The following is an 18,649-nucleotide window of genomic DNA, read 5'->3' as shown; positions in this document are numbered from 1 at the left end:
TTATCTCCGGTTGCAGACATGCTTGAGCTTTTTTAGCCATTTTGATGAAGGGGGAGAGAATAAAAAGTTGCACATGTTGTGAATCTTTATAGGCGTCATCGGTAGTCAACGCAAAATGATCCTTTATACAAAGAGAGTAACTAACATGAAAAAAAATTTTTCCAAACCCACAGAAACAGGTTTGGGGCCACGCGTCATTCCCATTCCCATTATATTGCTTAAGCCCGAAATCTCGGGTCTCGTCGATGCGGATCAATACCCAGGCCTGGTGGACAGGGAACACTCCGATAGAGAGTTCCTGGACGTGGAGATTCCACTGTGGACGCCCGTCCCAACCCACCCGTTGCGGCCAGATACACTTGATCTTCATTTGGATGATATCGGTGATTTCCAGACCGGAAGGATCAGCAGTGAAACAGTGTTTTTTCCGAGCGGCGCTCCGGCGTCTTATACGGTCAGGATCCCGAGGCGATACCTGACTGAGGGCGAACACACGGTCAGCTACAGGGTCATCCAGGCCTCCGGAAATGACTCAGGTTCGTTTTCGGCGCCTATGGTCATTGACCGTACCGCGCCCTATGACAGCATTCCTGACGGGCCTCGGCGGTTGACGGTGCCGCCCGGATGGACGGGTAGCCTGACGCAAGCACTCCTGGATGCGAACCCCGGCGGCGTACCATTTGGGATCCCGGCGTATGTCCAGGAAGGTGCTGATCCCGGGGACAAGTGGCGGCTGTACTACGGAGATTCGACCGATTTCGTCGCTGAGGGGCCGGTGCTCCCTGACATGGCGGTGCGCATCACCCAGGCATTGGCCGGTGAAGGTGATGGCCCACGTCGGTTGGTGTATCGTCTCGTGGATGTCGCGGGCAATATCAGCGGGCCTTCATTCGAACTGCCGATTTCGGTGGCGCTCAGACCAGCGCCATTACTGAACCCGCCCGGTATAAGAGATGCGCTCTCTTTGATCGGCGTGGGTGATCGCCTGATTGATCGTTTCGATACCGCAGCCTCTGCCGGGATGTTTGTGATCATTCCGAGTTTTGACGCAGATCGCGCCATAGACCAACTGCTTGTGCGCCTTACCACCGCACATGGTGTCCGGGACGTCGGTCCTTACCCGTTGGGGGGCGCGGCACTGCCGTTCAATTTCCATGTGGATTTTCCGACGCTGCTCGCTTTGTACGGAACGAGCGTTGGGAGCATCAACCTGAGAGTGGAATATGCGGTGGACCGAGGTGGCGTGCTGCATTGGGTGCCCACGGCCACTAATATCGACCTCGAACTGCAGGTAGGCGGCCCGATCAACCCTTGGGAACCTGACTTGATCAACCCCAACCTGCCGTTGCCGATTCTGACGGGGCGAGGCTCAGGGTTGACGAACCAGTTGGATGAGCGCGATTCAGAGATGGATGCCGACGTCGTGGTACGCCTGTGGAGTGCTCTTCCACTGCCTTCCGCACAACCGTTCGACATCGTGCTGTATTACCAGAACGAAGCAGTCGATCGCAAGCCGGCGGGTACGAGCCCCATGCCTGGGGATGAGATTGATATGGTCGTGCCGTGGCCTTTCATTCGCAAACATTCCAATAATGACGGCATCCCGTTGCGCTATGAAATTGCGATCAGTGAGACCCATAACCGGGTTTCTTCGCCCAGTCAGCACATTAACGTCAACGCCAATGTGATTTCGTTTCTTGCGCCCCGGGTTATTGATGCCCTACCTGAAATCCCAGGTCCCGGTGGTTTACCGGGAGAAATCGTGTGCAATACGTTGCAAGGGCCGGACCGGGAGGTGCATATAGCTGTGCCACCTCACGAGCTGCTGACGGTCGGAATGATCGTCACAGTGACTTGGACCGGCTGCAGCGACGATGAAGGCGCCGTCCCCATTGCTGCTGCGACCGGAACGTTCCCGTTCGGCCCTTTGAACTTCGGGCATACCCAACTGGGCTTTACGGTCCCCGTCCGGCCCTACGAGACCTATGTGAAACCCATTAATGAGGCCGCGGTGGATATGGGGTCGGTGAATATCAGCTATACCGTACCGATCTTTGGCGCCCCGACCCCCATCCCGTCGGCCGAAGCCATCCTTCTGGTGAGAGGCATTCGGCCTGGTTCGGTTTACTGTGACGGTACACCCTGGCCAGGCTGAGGGCCGCGCGGGTTGTAATGAAGAAGAGGAGCCTGGCTCCTCTTTTTTATGTCGGCTCGTCAACCGTTGCGCAATTGGCGTAAAAAGCGCAGATAAATCCTACATACCCATTCATCCCCGCTCACTAATCTGCGCCCCGTCATGACCTGGGCCTATCTCGCTTGGTGCCGGTCAATTCGTTCCCATTCGGGAAGGTTCGTTACGGGTATACACGCAATGACTATTCATGCACGGTTCAAAAAACATCCTCTGGCCCTGGCGCTTCAGGTCCCTGCTTTTGGCCTCCTGGTGCTGGGTGCCTCATTCACCCACGCGACCACTACTCTGCATCCGGGGCTTGAACGCACCATAGATTCGGGTACGCGGATTGATGACTGGGTCATCAGCCAGAATGCCCACTTGACGTCCAATGGCGCCCAACTGCGTCAGTCACGCGTGACGGCCGGTGCGCTGACGCTCAATGCAGGCACCAAGGCGCAGGACATCTACGCGACCCAGGGCTCGCAAATCAACCTCAATGGCGCCACGGTAGAGGCCCGCAATTCGGCCGCTTTTGCCATCAACCTGCAAGGCAGTCATGCGCAAATCAAGGGCAGCCAAGTCATCAATAACAATGGTGTTGGCCTCCTGGCTGCACGCAACCTCCTTACTGAAGACGGTTCGACAGCGACTGTTTTCGACAGCACCATCGTAGGCTCCTCTGAGGGGGCACGGGCCACCACATTCAGCCAACTCAACTTTTTTGGCTCGGATGTCATCGCCACTGATGAAAACGGCATCGGTGTGCACTTGTGGGGCGGCGCCGCCAATGCTGTCGGGGGCACCATAAGCAAGCGGTGGTGAAAATGGTGTGCGCATGACTTACGAAAGTGCAGGCATGAACACCAGCAGTCTGGTATTGAACGGCTCCCATGTCGAAGGCCGCAACGGCGCGGCACTGTTTGTAGAAGGCGACGGTTACGGCACGACTGACGCAGACATTCAGGTACTCAACGGTTCGACCCTTACCGGCGGCAACGGCAATATCCTGGAAGTCACCGGCGGCTCCAGCGCCAATATGAATGTCGACCGCAGCTTCCTGGTGGGCGATATCGTGGTTGAGGAGGGCAGCAGCGCCAAAGTGCAGCTCAACAATGGCGCCTGGCTGACCGGCCAGTTGAAAAACGTGGCCGAGTTGAGCGTGAACAACGCCTCCACTTGGATGCTGGTGGGTGACAGCACTGTCGACGCCTTGAAAATGGGCGGCGGTGCCGTGCACTTCGGTGGGCCGGATGAGTTCTACCAACTGGACGTGAAGAGCCTGGAAGGCAATGGCACCTTCGTCATGCATACCGACTTCTCCACCCACCAGACCGATTTCCTCAACGTTGAAGGCCGCGCCGAAGGCAATCACAGCCTGCTGCTGGCAGCCACCGGTTCGGAGCTGGCCAGCGGCGAGCAGATCAAGGTGGTGCACACCGAGGGCGGCGACGCACACTTCACCCTGGTGGGCGATACCGTGGATATCGGCGCCTACGCCTATGGCTTGCAGCAGGACGGCACCGACTGGCTGCTGGACCCGACGCGCCGAGGCACCAGCACCAGTGCCCACTCGGTACTGGCGCTGTTCAACAGCGCCCCGACCGTGTTGTACGGCGAGTCGTCCATCCTGCGGACCCGCATGGGCGAATTGCGTTTCAGCGAAGGCAAGGACAACGGCCTGTGGATGCGCAGCTACGGCAACAAGCAAGAAGTGGCCGCCAACAAGAACGGCGCCGGCTATACGCAGACGCAGAAGGGCTTCACCATCGGTGCCGATGCGCCGTTGTCCAGCGGCGATGGCCAGTGGCTGGCGGGTGTGATGGCCGGTCACAGCACCTCGGACCTGAGCCTCACCCGTGGCAGTAAAGGTGAGGTCAAGAGCTACTACCTGGGTGCCTACGCCACCTGGCTGGATGACGAGAGTGGTCTGTACTTCGACGCTGTCGCCAAGCTCAACCGCTTGCACAACGATGTCAATGTGACCATGAGCGACGGCAAAAAGGCCAAGGGCAGCTATGCGCAGAATGCGGTGGGTGCGTCGGCGGAGGTCGGTCGCCATATCAAGCTGGACAACGATTTCTTCGTTGAGCCTTACGGCCAGCTGGCAGCGACGATTACCCAGGCGCAGAGCTATGAACTGTCCAACGGCCTGCAGGCCAAGGGCGACCGTTCCAGCTCCGTGGTGGGCAAGGTCGGTGTTACCGCGGGCAAGAACATTCAGTTGGACAGCGGCGGTGTATTGCAGCCTTACCTGCGTACCGCAGTGGCCCACGAGTTTGATCAGAGCAACAAGGTGTTCGTCAACGATCAGAGCTTCAACAATGATCTGTCGGGCTCGCGGATCGAGCTGGCGGCCGGCGTGGCCATGTCGGTATCGAAGAACGTCAAGCTGCATGCCGACTTCGAAACCAGCAAAGGCAAGAAGATCGACCAGCCTTGGGGCGTCAATTTTGGCGTGCGTTACGACTTCTAACGCAGTGGTTGAAAGGGGGAAGCCTAGGCTTCCCTTTTTTTCGTCTTCAGATCAGTACGCCGACCCAGGTCGAACCCAACAGCAGCACAGCCATGCAGCGGTTCAAGCGTTGCAGCGCGGTGGGTGAACGCAGCACGCGCTGCGTCCCGGCGCCCAACACGGCCCAGGCGCCCAGACAGGGCAGGGCAATCAGAAAAAACAACAGCGACAGGTGCATCACCCGGTGCTCGGCACCGTTGCCGGCAAAGACGCTGACCACGGCCAAGGCCATCATCCAGGTCTTGGGGTTGATCAGTTGCAGGCTGGCGGCGCCGAACAGGCCCAGGGGTTTGTGCGCCGAATCCGACTCGATGGCGTGAGGCGGTGCGCTGAAGATTTGCCACGCCAGGTAGCTTAACCAGGCCACGCCGGCCCACTGCATTGCCGCCTGCACCTTGGGCCACTGCATGAGGGACTGGCCTACGCCCGACCCCACCAACAAGACAATCCCCGCCGCCCCCGTGCAGGCCCCCAGAATGATCGGCACGGCCGCCTTGAGCCCGTAGCGGGCGCTGTTGCTCATGACCAGGATATTGGTCGGGCCAGGGGTGATCGAGGCAACGAAGGCGAACAGCATGAACGGTGCGAGCGTGGACAGCATGGTGGTGACTCCGATAAACCAATCGATGGAGTCGATCTTCACAAGCACGCGCGTTACCTGTCTGGAAGATTTGAGCAGCGCTTGCGGTACGCGGCGGGCGTGAGGCCGTAGGCGCGCACGAACCAGCGGCCCAGGTGGCTCTGGTCGGCGAATCCCAGGGCGATCGCTACATCTGCCGGCTGCTCGCCATTGGCCAGTAAATGCCGGGCGCGCGCCAGGCGCAGTTGCACCAGGTAGGCATGGGGCGGCAAGCCGAAGGCGCTCTTGAACGCACGGCTCAGGCGGAAGCGGTCGACGCCACAGACCCGCGCCAGCTCATCCATGCCGACGTCGTGATGCAGGTGCGCATGCAGGTATTCCCGGGCCTTGTGGGCCACGAGGGGCAGGCGAGGGTCTTCGCGATAACGGGTGCGCCAGTAGAGCTGGCCGGTGAGGCGCTCCAGCAAGTGGTCCATCGCCCGTTGCCGCACGATGCGCAGTTCGCCGCTGTGCAGTGTCTGGAAGGCTTGGCTGGTGGCCAGGGCCAGGCGCGGGTCATTGGCCAGGGTGCTGGCGAAACTCAGTTGGCTGTTGCCCGGTGCCTCTTCGAATACCGCGCTCACTTCCCGTGCCAGCCAGTGCGGGTCGAGGTAGAGCATGTGGTACGTGAAACCGTCCGCCGTGGGCGCGTCGCCGTCATGCAGTTCGCCCGGCTCCACCAGGAACACCTGGCCGGGTACGCTGTTATGGCGGGCACGGCGGCAATTGAATTGCTGCACGCCTTGTTCGGTCACACCGATCAGGTAGCTGTCGTGCCAGTGGGGGTCGTAGGCATGGCCTTCGAAATGCGCGCGCAGGGTCTCGATGCCGGTGTCGGCGTCCTGGGACAGGTCGATCCAATTGTGCGCGGCCATAAATCACCGAGGCTGAATAGGTGAGGCTATTAGCGCCCAGCGCGGCATGGGCGTCTAGAAGGTTTGTGCGGCATCAGCCGAACAGCCCGGCGGCGATATTGATCGAGAAACCCAGGATCGCCGTGTTGAACAGAAACCCGATCAAGGATTGTCCCAGCACCACCTTGCGCATGCCACGGGTGGCAACCCCCACGTCCGACGTTTGCACCGCCACGCCGATGGTGAAGGAGAAATACAGGAAGTCCCAATAGTTAGGCGTGAGCAGTCCTTCGGCAAAGCGCAGCGCCGGCTCCTTGCCGTTCCAGGTGTAGTAGAGGCGGGCGTAATGCACGCTGAAAATCACCCCGATCAACAGCCATGAACCGATCACCGTCAGCCCGGTGAAGCCGTAATGCAGCAGGCGTTCGGTGCTGGCCAGGTCCTTGCTGCCGACCAGCTCGAAGGTGATGGTGGCCAGGCTCGCGATGGCGGCGATGCACACCGTGAGCAGCACCAGCCCGGCGTTTTCGTCTTCGATCTCGGCAATGCGCTTGACGTCCTCGGCCTTGGCGCGGCTGGTCAGCCACAGCATCAGCACCAGGTAAGTCCAGACCCCGGCATTCCAACCGATCAGGATTTTGCTGGCGAGGGTCTCGGCCGGCACCAGGATGCCCACGGCAAGGCCCAGTACAGCGGCGGATGAAAGGCGAGGGTGGGTGCGGGCGAGGAAGGGCATGGTTGCTCACAAATGGGAAACTGTGAGCACCATAGCTCATCCGCCTGTACTTGATCATGAACTTGATCGATAACCCCTGTAGGAGCGAGCTTGCTCGCGAAAAACGTCCAGCCAACGCGTTCTGTCTGAATAAACGCGCAGGCCCTGAGTTCTTCGCGAGCAAGCTCGCTCCTACAAAAAGCTTAATCGGCCGTGTGGCGCTTGCGCACCAGTTTCATCACCACCACAAAGAACACCGGCACGAACACCACCGCCAAGGTCGCGGTGATCATCCCGCCGATCACGCCGGTACCGATCGCCTGCTGGCTCGCCGAACTGGCACCGGTGGCAATCGCCAGCGGCACCACGCCGAGGATGAACGCCAGCGAGGTCATGATGATCGGGCGCAGGCGCAACCGCGCCGCCTTCAAGGTAGCGGTGATCAGGTCTTCACCCTGGTCGTACAGGTCCTTGGCGAACTCGATGATCAGAATCGCGTTCTTCGCCGACAAACCGATGATGGTGATCAAGCCGACCTTGAAGAACACATCGTTGGGCATGCCGCGCAAGCTCACCGCCAGCACCGCGCCGAGCACGCCCAGCGGCACCACCAGCAGGACCGAGGTCGGTATCGACCAACTCTCATACAAGGCCGCCAGGCACAGGAACACGATCAGCAGCGACAAGCCCAGCAGGATCGGCGCCTGTGAGCCGGACAGGCGTTCCTGCAACGACAGGCCGGTCCATTCCTGGCCCAGGCCCGCCGGCAATTGGCTGACCAGGCGCTGGATTTCATCCATCGCCTCACCGGTGCTGTGGCCTGGCGCCGCTTCACCGCTGATGGCAATGGCCGGGTAGCCGTTGTAACGGGTCAATTGCGTCGGGCCCTGGGTCCATCTGGCTTCGACGAACGCAGACAGCGGCACCATTTTCCCGGCGTTGTTGCGTACGTTGATTTTCATCACGTCCGCCACCTGGCTGCGCTGGTCGCCTTCGGCCTGCACCACCACCCGCTGCATGCGGCCCTGGTTGGGGAAGTCATTGATGTAGGCCGAACCGATGGCCGACGACAACACATTGCCCACGTCGGCAAACGACACGCCCAGCGCGTTGGCCTGCTTGCGGTCCACTTCCAATTGCACTTGCGGCGCTTCGGCCAGGGCGCTTTCGCGCACGTTGGCCAGAATCGGACTTTTCCCGGCGGCCTCCAGCAGCTCGGTACGCGCGGCCATCAACCCCGCATGGCCGACGCCACCACGGTCCTGCAGGCGGAACTCGAAGCCGCTGGAGGTGCCCAGGCCGTCGACTGGCGGTGGCAGGATTGCATAGGCAATCGCATCCTTGAGTTCGCTGAAGGCCATGTTGGCGCGGTCGGCAATCGACGCCGCGGCGTCATCGCTGCCACGTTCCGACCAGTCCTTGAGCGTGGTAAATGCCAGCGCCGCGTTCTGCCCGGAGCCGGAGAAACTGAAACCCATGATCATGGTGGTATCGCCCACACCCGGTTCACCGGCGTTGTGCGCCTCGATCTGCTCGGCCACCTGCACCGTGCGGTTCTTGCTGGCGCCCGGTGGCAGCTGGATATCGGTGATGGTGTAACCCTGGTCTTCCACCGGCAGGAACGAGGAAGGCAGGCGACTGAACAACAGCCCCAGGCCCACCAGCAGCACCAGGTAGATCAGCAAGTAACGCCCGCTGCGCTTGAGGGCATAGGCCACCCAGCCTTCGTAGCGGTCGGTGAGCTGTTCAAAGCGTTTATTGAACCAGCCGAAAAAGCCGCCCTTGGCATGGTGTTCGCCCTGGGCAATCGGCTTGAGCAAGGTGGCGCACAGCGCTGGCGTCAAGGTCAGCGCCAGAAAGGCCGAGAACAGGATCGAGGTGGCCATCGACAACGAGAACTGCTGGTAGATCACCCCCACCGAGCCGGGCATGAATGCCATCGGCAGGAATACCGCCACCAGCACCAGGGTGATACCGACGATGGCGCCGGTGATCTGGCCCATGGCCTTTTTCGTCGCGTCCTTGGGCGACAGGCCTTCGGTGGCCATGATCCGCTCGACGTTTTCCACCACCACAATCGCATCGTCCACCAAGATGCCGATCGCCAGCACCATGCCGAACATGGTCAGCACATTGATCGAAAAACCCAGCAACAGCATGGTGGCAAAGGTGCCCATCAGCGCAATCGGCACCACCAGCGTGGGGATCAGGGTGTAACGCACGTTCTGGAGGAACAGGAACATCACCGCGAACACCAGCGCCATCGCCTCCAGCAACGTATAGACCACCTTGGTGATCGAGACTTTGACGAACGGCGAGGTGTCGTAGGGGATCTTGTATTCCACGTTGGCCGGGAAATAGCGCGACAGCTCATCCATCTTCGCCCGCACCAGGGTTGCGGTGTTCAGCGCATTGGCACCGGGGGCCAGTTGCACACTCACGGCGGTAGAGGGCTTGCCATTCAGGCGCGTGGAGAACTGGTACTCCTGGCTGCCGACTTCCACCCGTGCCACATCGCCGATGCGCACGGTAGAGCCGTCAGGATTGGCCTTGAGCACGATGTCGGCGAACTCCGCCGGTGTCGACAGCTGGCCCTTGACCAGAATGGCGGCGGTGATTTCCTGACTCTGGGAGCCCGGCAAGTCGCCGATGCTGCCCGCCGACACCTGGGCATTCTGCGCACTGATGGCGGCATTCACGTCGGCCGGGGTGAGGTTGAAGCCGATCAGTTTCTGCGGGTCGATCCAGATGCGCATGGCGCGTTCGGCGCCGTACAACTGGGCCTTGCCCACACCGTCCAGGCGCTTGAGTTCGTTCATCACGTTGCGCGCCAGGTAATCGCTGAGCGCCACGTCATCAAGCTTGCCGTCGTTGGACGTCAGCGTCACCAGCAGCAGGAAGCCGGCCGAGACTTTCTCCACCTGCAGGCCTTGTTGCGTCACAGCTTGCGGCAGGCGAGGCTCCACCACCTTCAAGCGGTTCTGCACATCCACCTGGGCCATTTCCGGGTTAGTGCCCGGCTGGAACGTGGCGGTGATGGTCGCCGAACCGAGGCTGCTCTGGGACTCGAAATACAGCAGGTGGTCAGCACCGTTGAGCTCCTGCTCGATCAGGCTGACCACGCTTTCGTCCAGGGTCTGGGCCGAAGCGCCGGGGTACACCGCGTAGATTTCCACCTTCGGCGGCGCGACGTTGGGGTATTGCGCCACCGGCAACTGCGGGATCGCCAGGAAGCCGGCCAGCAAGATGAACAGGGCCACCACCCAGGCGAAGATCGGGCGGTCGATAAAGAACTGCGGCATGGCGGGTTATTCCTTTACGAGCGGGCTGTCGTCCACTTCAACTTTTTCACCGGGGCGCGCATGTTGCAGGCCCTCGACAACAATGCGGTCACCGGGCTTGAGGCCGCGGCTGACAACCCAGCGGTCTTCGATCACCGCGCCCAACTCCACCGGCTGCTGGCTGACGGTCTGCGCGCTGTCGAGCAACAGCACCATGGGGATGCCGGCGCTGTCGCGGGTAATGGCGCGTTGCGGCACGCTGAGGCCTTGCTGGTCGACCGCCTGTTCCAGGCGCACCCGCACGAAGCTGCCGGGCAGCAGGTCGAGGTCCGGGTTGGGAAACTCGCTGCGCAGGATGATTTGCCCGGTGCCCGGATCGACGCTGATCTCGGCGAACAGCAGCTTGCCCGGCAACGGGTACAGGCTGCCGTCATCCTGGATCAGGGTGGCCTTGGCCTGGTCCTGGCCGACCTGCTTCAGGCTCCCGGCACGAAAGGCGCGGCGCAGGTCATTGAGCTCGCGGGTCGACTGGGTGAGGTCGGCATGGATCGGGTCCAGTTGCTGGATGATCGCCAGCGGCGTGGCTTCGTTCTGGCCGACCAGGGCGCCTTCGGTCACCAGTGCACGGCCGATGCGCCCGGAAATCGGCGCGGTCACGGTGGCGTAACCCAGGTTCAGCCTGGCCCGCTCGACGGCCGCCTTGTTGGCGGCGACCTCGGCGTTGGTCTGGCGCAGGGCGGCGCGGGCGTTGTCGTATTCCTGGCCGCTGATGGCGTTGCCTTCCACCAACTGGCTGTAGCGCTGTTCTTGCAGGCGCGCCTGGAACGCGTTGGCTTCGGCCTTGCTCAGGTTGGCCTTGGCGCTGTCCAGGTCGGCCTTGAACGGCGCCGGGTCGATGCGAAACAGCACGTCGCCCTGTTTCACGTCATGGCCCTCGCTGAACACGCGCTGCATCACCACCCCGGCGACCCGCGCACGCACCTCGGCGATGCGCGGCGCGGCGATGCGCCCGCTCAATTCGCTGGTGATGGACAGGGGCTTGGCCTGCAGCGTCTCGATGCGCACTTTGGCCAGGGGCATTTCCGGCGCCTCGGCTGCCGACTGGTCACACGCGCTCAGCGCCAGTGTGAGGGCCAACAGGCAAAACGGCGCAAACAGATTCTTCGACATGCTCTTATCCCAATATTGACTGGCGCATCCTAAGGTCACCTGCGCCGTGGTGCTGTGAAGCTGTGTAGTGCGTCTGTGAAGAAATGTAAGGTACGACGCGCGGGGCGTCGGGGGCGTATATCCTTGCACAATCCTGCTTACAACGAAGATCAAATGTGGGAGGGGCAAGCCCCCTCCCACGTGGGATTTGTGTACGGCACTTCACTGTATTTTCTGGAAACACCTTCATGCCCAACATCCTGCTGGTGGAAGACGACGCCGCACTGTCCGAGTTGATTGCCAGCTACCTGGAACGCAATGGCTATCATGTCAGCGTGCTCAGCCGGGGCGACCAGGTGCGTGAACGGGCGCGCCTGAACCCGCCGGACCTGGTGATCCTTGACCTGATGCTGCCCGGCCTCGACGGCCTGCAGGTCTGCCGCCTGCTGCGCGCCGACTCGGCGGGCCTGCCGATCCTGATGCTCACCGCCCGGGACGACAGCCACGATCAGGTCCTGGGCCTGGAAATGGGCGCCGACGACTACGTGACCAAGCCCTGTGAACCGCGCGTGCTGCTCGCCCGTGTGCGCACTTTGCTGCGCCGCAGCAGCCTGTCGGAGCCCCAGGTGGCCAGCGACAAGATCATCATGGGCAACCTGTGCATCGACCTGTCCGAACGCACCGTGACCTGGCGCGAGCAGGCGGTGGAGCTGTCCAGCGGCGAGTACAACCTGCTGGTGGTACTGGCCCGACATGCCGGCGAAGTGCTCAGCCGCGACCAGATTCTGCAACGCCTGCGCGGCATCGAGTTCAATGGCACCGACCGTTCGGTGGACGTGGCCATCTCCAAGCTGCGCCGCAAGTTCGACGACCACGCCGGTGAAGCGCGCAAGATCAAGACCGTGTGGGGCAAGGGCTATCTGTTCAGCCGTTCCGAGTGGGAATGCTGAACCATGTTCCGTGTCCTCCTGCGTCTCTACCTGATCACCATCGTCACCTACAGCGCGGCGATCTACCTGATCCCCTCACTGGTGATCCAGCTCTTCGAACATCGTTACATGGACTACAACATCGAACAGACCCGTGGCCAGCAGAAGTTGATTGTCAAGCAATACGTGCGCGCACCGGTGGAACGCTGGTCACAGGTCACCGAGCAGTTGGGGCGCGACTTTGCGCCGTTGAAAGTGCAATTGCTGCTGCGCCAGGACGCTCGCTACACCCCGGCGGAAGAAAAACTGCTGGAACAGGGCAAGTCGGTGGTGCGCCTGGGGGAATGGGGCTGGATGGAGGAAATCAGCTCGCCGATCAATGAGCAATTCGTGGTCAAACTGACGGTTCCGCCCGATCCGTTGGACATGAACGTGCTGTACTGGGCGATCAACGTGCTGATCGTCGCGGCACTGCTCGCCTGCCTGCTGGTGTGGCTACGCCCGCACTGGCGTGACCTGGAACGCCTGAAAAGCACCGCCGCGCAATTGGGGCAGGGCAACCTCACCGAGCGCACGCGTATTCCGGTCAGCTCCAGCATCGGCAGCCTCGCCTCGGTGTTCGACACCATGGCCGACGACGTCGAGCACCTGCTCAACCAGCAGCGCGACCTGCTCAACGCGGTGTCCCATGAACTGCGCACGCCGCTGACGCGCCTGGATTTCGGCCTGGCCCTGGCGCTGTCGGAAGACTTGCCCGCAGCGAGCCGGGAGCGCCTGCAAAGCCTGGTGGCGCATATTCGTGAACTGGATGAACTGGTGCTGGAGCTGCTCTCCTACAGCCGGCTGCAAAACCCGGCGCAGTTGCCGGAACGCGTCGAGGTGGTGCTCGACGAATTCATCGACAGCGTCCTGGGCAGTGTCGACGACGAACTGGAAAAACCCCGAGATCGTGATCGACGTGGCGCTCGACTGCGCGGTGGAGCGCTTCAGCCTCGACCCGCGCCTCACCGCCCGCGCCTTGCAGAACCTGTTGCGCAATGCCACGCGTTACTGCGACAAGCGCATCCAGGTCGGCGTCCGGGTATGCCCGAAAAAAGGCTGTGAAATCTGCGTGGATGACGATGGTATTGGCATTCCTGCGGACCAGCGCGAACGTATCTTCGAGCCGTTCTACCGCCTGGACCGCAGCCGCGACCGCGCCACCGGTGGTTTCGGCCTGGGCCTGGCCATCAGCCGGCGGGCCCTGGAAGCCCAGGGCGGCACCTTGACCGCCGAGGCCTCTCCGTTGGGCGGTGCGCGGTTTCGCGTGTGGTTGCCTGCCATCGAGTGATCAAAGCACCTTGACCGCGCGACCGATGGCCTGGATCGGCCCGGTCGGTTTGCCGGTGGGCGAGCCGCTGGGGTCTTCCAGCGTCAGTTCGAACAGCTGATTCGGCGCCAGCGGTGGCAGCTTGTCCAGCGGCACCGACAAGGTCTGCCCCGGCTTGACCAGCCCCAGGGAAACCGGTCCCTGCCAGCCATCGGCCTTGGTCCAGAACTGCAAAGCCTTGTCGGCCGGCACGTGCATGACGCCCAGGGGGATCAACTGGATTTGCTGGCGATCACTGGCCTGGATGACCCAACCCGGTGCCTGGTCTTGCGGGGCCACCAGCACCACGACGAAGGTCGGTTCAGCGATGGGTGGGCGGATCCATAAGAGCGCTGCCAGCACCAAGGTCGCCGTCAGCCCCGCAGCGGCCAGGCCGCGCCACACCGCGAGCAGGTTCCACCAGGGCACAGGCTTATCCGCCCGGTTATTCGCCTGGTTGAGGGTGCGTTCGATACGTCGCCATAGCTGCGCCGAGGGCGATACCGGTGGCGCCAGCGCCGTCAGTGGCAGCAGGCGCTGTTCCCAGGCCTGCACGGCTGCGCGCAGTTGGGCATCGTGCCTTAGACGCTGCTCGACGTCGGCGCGTTGTTCGGCGGGCAGGGTGCCCAATACGTATTCACTGGCCAGTTCGTCGTCGTTCATGCCATGCACTCCCGCAGGGCGGCGAGGCTCCGTTTGATCCAGGCTTTGACCGTCCCCAGTGGGGCGCCCAGTGTTTGCGCGATTTCGCTGTGAGAAAAACCGTCGACATATGCATGCAGGATGCACTGGCGCCGGGCCGGGTCGAGTTGTGCCAGGCAGGTGTGAATCTGTGCGGAGCGCGCCTCGAATTCCACGTGCTCGGCAGGTGCCGCCAGTCGTTCATGGGCATCGCTGAGCTCGACGTCTCGGCTGGCGTTGCGCACCCTGTTCAAGGCCAGATGACGGGTCACACTGAACACCCAACCGCGCGCCGAGCCACGGTTGGGGTCAAAGCCATGGGCGCCGTGCCAGACCTTGATAAAGGCGTCATGCACGATGTCTTCGGCCAGGGCCCGGTCCCGCACGATGCGCAAGGCGACCCCGAGCAGACGGCTGCTGTCGTGCTCGTAGAGCCGCTGCAGGGCGCGATGATCGCCGCGGGCGCAGGCCAGCAGGCACGCTTCATAGTCAAAGATGATTTCAGCCAAACCAAGGATTCCTGCCACTCAATAGACGTCTGCGCGTTGTAGGGGCGAGCGTCCTCGCGCCTACAAGGCGAGCGTAGCCGAGTTTGCTCAGTTAGCGGCCCAGAAAATGTAGTCTGCCTGGTACTTCACGGTTTGCTGCGTGCCCTTGTTGGCAATCGTGCATGCGCTGGCGGGGGCGACGCCGCCCTTGAGCGCGACGCGCTGGATGTAACTCACGCCCCGCATCGCGCCGTTGCCTTCAGCCGGGTTGGCCTTGACCAGTTGATACGGCAGGTTGCCAGCGCCCGACGGTGCCACGGCCAACTGGGTACCGGTGATTTTCGAGCCGTCATTGGCTTGCCAGGTCGCCGGCGGGCCGAAGTAGGTGCCCACTGGCTTGCCGTTGCGGTCGTTCAATACGGCCTTGGGCCCGACGAAGGTCCATTCGGTCTGGCCGGCGGCGTTGGCTTTGTCGCGGCATTCGTAGGTGATTTCGCCAACACCGGTGGTTTCCAGCGCAATCTTATGACCATCCGGCACCTTGATGCTGTCGGGCAGAGCGGCCTGGGCAAACACGGCAGGGCTTGCGACCAGCAGACCGGTGAGGCAGAGCAGGGCTTTAGCGTTCATGGGTACTTCTCCATTTCAGTAAAACAGCGGGGTGACTGAGAGGACTACCCACGGCGAGCCCGATTGGATGCAGCGATTAGAAAATAAATGTGCCAGGGCGCACACTGTGCCCCCGCTTTACCCAAGGAGAGATTGGCAATGACTGGTGTACACACGTCTGCTCAACAAGGTTTCTCTACCCAGGCCGTCACCTACGCCCAAGGCCGGCCGGACTATCCGAGGCAGCTCACGGGCTGGCTGGCGCAGGCCTTGCACATCGACGGCCAGTCAAATGTGGTTGATCTGGGGGCCGGCACCGGCAAGTTCACGCGTTTGCTCAGCACCCTGGCGCCAACGTTGACGGCGGTCGAACCGGTGGCCGAAATGGGTGCCCAGTTGACCAGGCTTCTGCCGGATGTGCGCCTGGTCAATGGCACCGCGCAGTCCATCCCTCTGCCTGCTGCCAGCGCGGACGCGGTGGTGTGTGCCCAGGCGTTCCATTGGTTTTCCACCGAGGCCGCATTGGCGGAGATCCATCGCGTGCTCAAGGCCAACGGCCGCCTTGGCCTGGTCTGGAACGTGCGGGATGAATCGGTGGATTGGGTCGCGGCCATCACCCGGATCATCACCCCCTACGAGGGCGACACCCCGCGTTTTCATACCGGTCGCTGGCGTGAAGCCTTTACCGGCGAGTACTTTTCCGACCCTGAGATGACCTGTTTTCCCTACAGCCATGTGGGCAGCCCTCAGGAAGTGATCATGGACCGCTTCCTCTCCGTGAGCTTTATCGCTGCGTTGGCTGAGGGTCCCAAGGCAGCGGTCACGGCACAGTTGCAGGCACTGATCGACACGCATCCGGCCCTGAAGGGCCGGGACACCGTCGCTTTCCCGTATCAGACCCAGGCCTACGTCTGCCATCGACTTGGCTAAAAGGCATAAAGTCAGATCATATTGATATAAGTGGTTATAAGAAAAATCGCTATCCTGCCGCCAGAAATTTATAAGGCCGCAGGTAGCTGTAATGGATGTGGGTAATGTGGGGTTTGTGGTTGCTGGCCTGATCGTGGGTTTTATCGTAGGCATGACCGGGGTTGGCGGGGGCTCGTTGATGACGCCGATCCTGTTGTGGTTCGGCATCAACCCGGCCACCGCCGTGGGCACTGACCTGTTGTATGCCGCCATCACCAAGTCCGGTGGTGTGCTGGTGCACAGCAAGAACAGGAACATCGACTGGACCATCACTGGCTGGCTCACCCTGGGCAGTGTGCCGGCGGTATTGCTGACCCTGTGGTTTCTCGCCAGTCTGCACACCGACCCGAGTGCGATGAACGCGATGATCAAGCAGGCCCTCGGTGTGGTGCTGCTGCTGACGGCCCTGGCGATCCTGTTCAAGAAAAGTCTGTTGGCGTTTGCCCAGCGCCATGCCGGCGATGACTATCACATGAGCCCGCGCAACCTGAACGCGCTGACCGTGGTGACCGGTGCGGTGCTCGGTACCATGGTAGCCCTGACCTCCATCGGTGCCGGGGCGCTGGGTACGGTGGCGTTGTTTATTCTGTATCCGTTCCTGGCCACGCGTCGCCTGGTCGGTACCGAAATCGCCCATGCCGTGCCGCTGACCCTGGTGGCAGGGTTGGGGCATGCCAGCATGGGCAATATGGATTGGCAGTTGTTGGGCTTTTTGTTGATGGGGTCGTTGCCGGGCATTTACCTGGGCAGCCACATGACCGGCAGAATCCCGGACGCTGTGCTGCGTCCGTGCCTGGCGGTGATGTTGATGGCGGTGGGTTACAAGCTCGCATTCTAAATGTGGGAGGGGGCAAGCCCTAATGCCAGTCAGTTAAGACTTTTTGTAGGAGCGCTTGCTCGCGAAGAACTCAGACTCCCCGCGTTTATTCAGCATGAACGCGTCGCCTGGACGTTTTTCGCGAGCAAGCTCGCTCCTACAGGGGTCCTTTTCGCTTAACTGACTGGCATTAGGGCAAGCCCCCTCGCACATTTTTGACCGGCCTCAGGCCTCAGGCCTCAGGCCTTGGCCGGGCCGTTGCCGATTTGCCAGACAAATGGCGGTTCAGCCCCATTAACCACCCAATCCCCCACGATCCGCGCCTTGTAGATCACCGGGTTATGCGAAGACACTGTCCGCGCATTGCGCCAATGTCGATCCAGCGCTTTACCCTGGCGCACATCCGAAGCCCCCAGTGCATTGAACAATTGACTGGTAGCGCGCTGGATCAGGTCCGACACCACCACCTGCGCAGTGGCCGATTCAATTTCCGCCGCCACATTGGCTTCGCGCTCCACGGCTTCATCCCCACCAAAACGCGCCAGGTACGCCCGTTGCGCTGGCAGCGTGGCTTTCAAGGCGCTGGCCTCGGCGGCGTAGACCAGGGCCGCCACTTCGCCCACCACTTGCTGAATCTGCGCGTCCTGGCTGACGTGGGGCGCATTGCCATGGCTGTAGATGCGCTGTCGGCTGCGCACCTGGTGTGCCACGTCGCGCAGGGCTGCGCGGCCGATGCCCGCCAGGCTGGCGAGCAGCACCAACTGGTAGAACGCGGTCTGGTATTTGAACCGTGTGGCAAAGTCGATGACGTTGTCTGCCTCCACCACCGCATTGTTAAAGCGCGATGTACCGCTGCCGGTGGTGCGCTGGCCGAAGCCGTCCCAGTCATCGCTGTGGACCACCCCTGGCTGGCGGGCGCGGGTGGCGGCGATTACGTCGGCGCCGGTGTCGCTGCGTTGGGCGTAGACGTCGATCCAGTCGGCGAAAATGCTGCCGGTGCTGTAGAACTTTTCGCCGTTGAGCGTCCACTGCTCGCCATCGGGGCTGACCTGGGTGACCACGTCGCCGATGGCCACGTTGCCGATTTCGGTCCAGGCGCAGCCAACGATGTCGCCGTCCACGAAGCGCTTGAACCATAGGTCGCGGGCGGCGCTGGGCGGCGCGTTGAGGCGGTCTTCGGCAAAGGCAAAGTGCCCACGCAGGGCTTGAGGTACGTTGGAGTCGGCTTCGGCCAATTCGATCAGCAGTTCGAACAGCTGCGGCAGGGAAGCGCCGCCACCGCCGTACTCCACGGGCACGCGCACTGCGCCAAAGCCGGCCTCCTTGAGCCACTGGATCGGTTCGTAGGGCAGGGTGCGGCTCAGTTCGCGTTCCACCGCGCCAGCGGCGATGCGCTGGAAAATCGGCCGAAAGCGCGCAGCCAGGGTCGGGTAGTCGACGCCGGTGGACAGGGGGTTGATCACGTGTTGTTCGGTCATGGCACGGTTCCTCGGCAGTGGTCA

General features: G+C 62.0%; 13 protein-coding genes and 2 pseudogenes. 6 read left to right on the top strand and 9 right to left on the bottom strand.

Annotated elements, in window-relative coordinates; all coding sequences use genetic code 11:
- Positions 1-145: 145 nt before the first annotated feature.
- Both QF045_RS17325 and QF045_RS17315 read left to right on the top strand, forming a co-directional pair.
- Complete coding sequence (locus tag QF045_RS17325; RefSeq protein ID WP_306493296.1) at positions 146-2,155, top strand: hypothetical protein; 2,010 nt, start codon at positions 146-148, stop codon at positions 2,153-2,155.
- Positions 2,156-2,371: 216 nt separating this feature from the next.
- Positions 2,372-4,649, top strand: a pseudogene (locus QF045_RS17315) (autotransporter outer membrane beta-barrel domain-containing protein).
- Positions 4,650-4,695: 46 nt separating this feature from the next.
- On the opposite strand, the gene QF045_RS17310 reads toward QF045_RS17315, so the two are convergent.
- From QF045_RS17310 to QF045_RS17290, 5 genes are all read right to left on the bottom strand, one after another.
- Positions 4,696-5,289: a LysE family translocator gene (locus QF045_RS17310; RefSeq protein WP_306494915.1), complete on the bottom strand. Its 594-nt coding sequence runs from the start codon at positions 5,287-5,289 to the stop codon at positions 4,696-4,698.
- A 53-nt stretch (positions 5,290-5,342) separates the two neighbouring features.
- Positions 5,343-6,182, bottom strand: a complete 840-nt coding sequence (locus QF045_RS17305) for an AraC family transcriptional regulator (protein ID WP_306493293.1) — start codon at positions 6,180-6,182, stop codon at positions 5,343-5,345.
- A gap of 73 nt (positions 6,183-6,255) precedes the next feature.
- Positions 6,256-6,897, bottom strand: a complete 642-nt coding sequence (locus QF045_RS17300) for a DUF1345 domain-containing protein (protein ID WP_306493292.1) — start codon at positions 6,895-6,897, stop codon at positions 6,256-6,258.
- Between the two features lie 182 nt (positions 6,898-7,079).
- Positions 7,080-10,178, bottom strand: a complete 3,099-nt coding sequence (locus QF045_RS17295) for an efflux RND transporter permease subunit (RefSeq protein ID WP_306493291.1) — start codon at positions 10,176-10,178, stop codon at positions 7,080-7,082.
- Between the two features lie 6 nt (positions 10,179-10,184).
- Positions 10,185-11,327, bottom strand: a complete 1,143-nt coding sequence (locus tag QF045_RS17290) for an efflux RND transporter periplasmic adaptor subunit (protein WP_306493290.1) — start codon at positions 11,325-11,327, stop codon at positions 10,185-10,187.
- Between the two features lie 227 nt (positions 11,328-11,554).
- On the opposite strand from QF045_RS17290, the gene QF045_RS17285 reads away from it, so the two are divergent.
- A complete protein-coding gene (locus QF045_RS17285; RefSeq protein WP_306493289.1) occupies positions 11,555-12,256 on the top strand; it encodes a response regulator transcription factor in 702 nt (233 codons plus the stop codon).
- A gap of 3 nt (positions 12,257-12,259) precedes the next feature.
- Positions 12,260-13,565: pseudogene (locus QF045_RS17280) on the top strand (ATP-binding protein).
- Here the strand turns inward: QF045_RS17280 and QF045_RS17275 are convergent.
- The 3 genes from QF045_RS17275 to QF045_RS17265 form a co-directional block, all read right to left on the bottom strand.
- Complete coding sequence (locus QF045_RS17275; protein ID WP_306493288.1) at positions 13,566-14,246, bottom strand: anti-sigma factor domain-containing protein; 681 nt, start codon at positions 14,244-14,246, stop codon at positions 13,566-13,568.
- The gene (locus QF045_RS17270; RefSeq protein ID WP_306493287.1) at positions 14,243-14,773 is read right to left on the bottom strand and encodes a sigma-70 family RNA polymerase sigma factor; all 531 of its coding nucleotides are present in this window, start codon (positions 14,771-14,773) and stop codon (positions 14,243-14,245) included. Before QF045_RS17270 ends, QF045_RS17275 begins: the two co-directional genes overlap by 4 nt.
- A gap of 87 nt (positions 14,774-14,860) precedes the next feature.
- Complete coding sequence (locus QF045_RS17265) at positions 14,861-15,382, bottom strand: DUF3455 domain-containing protein (protein ID WP_306493286.1); 522 nt, start codon at positions 15,380-15,382, stop codon at positions 14,861-14,863.
- 138 nt (positions 15,383-15,520) lie between these two features.
- Between QF045_RS17265 and QF045_RS17260 the strand changes: the two genes are divergently transcribed.
- Together QF045_RS17260 and QF045_RS17255 are read left to right on the top strand one after the other, a co-directional pair.
- Positions 15,521-16,291 carry a class I SAM-dependent methyltransferase gene (locus tag QF045_RS17260; protein WP_306493285.1) on the top strand — a complete coding sequence of 257 codons (771 nt, stop codon included), beginning with the start codon at positions 15,521-15,523 and terminating at the stop codon, positions 16,289-16,291.
- Between the two features lie 91 nt (positions 16,292-16,382).
- Positions 16,383-17,168: a sulfite exporter TauE/SafE family protein gene (locus QF045_RS17255; RefSeq protein ID WP_306493284.1), complete on the top strand. Its 786-nt coding sequence runs from the start codon at positions 16,383-16,385 to the stop codon at positions 17,166-17,168.
- Between the two features lie 218 nt (positions 17,169-17,386).
- Here QF045_RS17255 and QF045_RS17250 read toward each other — a convergent pair whose 3' ends face one another.
- The gene (locus QF045_RS17250) at positions 17,387-18,625 is read right to left on the bottom strand and encodes an acyl-CoA dehydrogenase family protein (RefSeq protein ID WP_306493283.1); all 1,239 of its coding nucleotides are present in this window, start codon (positions 18,623-18,625) and stop codon (positions 17,387-17,389) included.
- Between the last annotated feature and the right edge of the window lie 24 nt (positions 18,626-18,649).

The sequence above is a fragment of the Pseudomonas sp. W4I3 genome, from assembly GCF_030816195.1.
Lineage (GTDB): Bacteria > Pseudomonadota > Gammaproteobacteria > Pseudomonadales > Pseudomonadaceae > Aquipseudomonas.
The sequence above is the reverse complement of the archived record's forward strand: the minus strand, read 5'-3'. Positions and strand labels throughout refer to the sequence as shown.

Bases quoted from the DNA above. Each gene is read 5' to 3' on its own strand.
- QF045_RS17325 (WP_306493296.1), top strand. From the start codon at position 146: ATGAAAAAAAATTTTTCCAAACCCACAGAAACAGGTTTGGGGCCACGC.
- QF045_RS17310 (WP_306494915.1), bottom strand. From the start codon at position 5,289: ATGCTGTCCACGCTCGCACCGTTCATGCTGTTCGCCTTCGTTGCCTCG.
- QF045_RS17305 (WP_306493293.1), bottom strand. From the start codon at position 6,182: ATGGCCGCGCACAATTGGATCGACCTGTCCCAGGACGCCGACACCGGC.
- QF045_RS17300 (WP_306493292.1), bottom strand. From the start codon at position 6,897: ATGCCCTTCCTCGCCCGCACCCACCCTCGCCTTTCATCCGCCGCTGTA.
- QF045_RS17295 (WP_306493291.1), bottom strand. From the start codon at position 10,178: ATGCCGCAGTTCTTTATCGACCGCCCGATCTTCGCCTGGGTGGTGGCC.
- QF045_RS17290 (WP_306493290.1), bottom strand. From the start codon at position 11,327: ATGTCGAAGAATCTGTTTGCGCCGTTTTGCCTGTTGGCCCTCACACTG.
- QF045_RS17285 (WP_306493289.1), top strand. From the start codon at position 11,555: ATGCCCAACATCCTGCTGGTGGAAGACGACGCCGCACTGTCCGAGTTG.
- QF045_RS17275 (WP_306493288.1), bottom strand. From the start codon at position 14,246: ATGAACGACGACGAACTGGCCAGTGAATACGTATTGGGCACCCTGCCC.
- QF045_RS17265 (WP_306493286.1), bottom strand. From the start codon at position 15,382: ATGAACGCTAAAGCCCTGCTCTGCCTCACCGGTCTGCTGGTCGCAAGC.
- QF045_RS17260 (WP_306493285.1), top strand. From the start codon at position 15,521: ATGACTGGTGTACACACGTCTGCTCAACAAGGTTTCTCTACCCAGGCC.
- QF045_RS17255 (WP_306493284.1), top strand. From the start codon at position 16,383: ATGGATGTGGGTAATGTGGGGTTTGTGGTTGCTGGCCTGATCGTGGGT.
- QF045_RS17250 (WP_306493283.1), bottom strand. From the start codon at position 18,625: ATGACCGAACAACACGTGATCAACCCCCTGTCCACCGGCGTCGACTAC.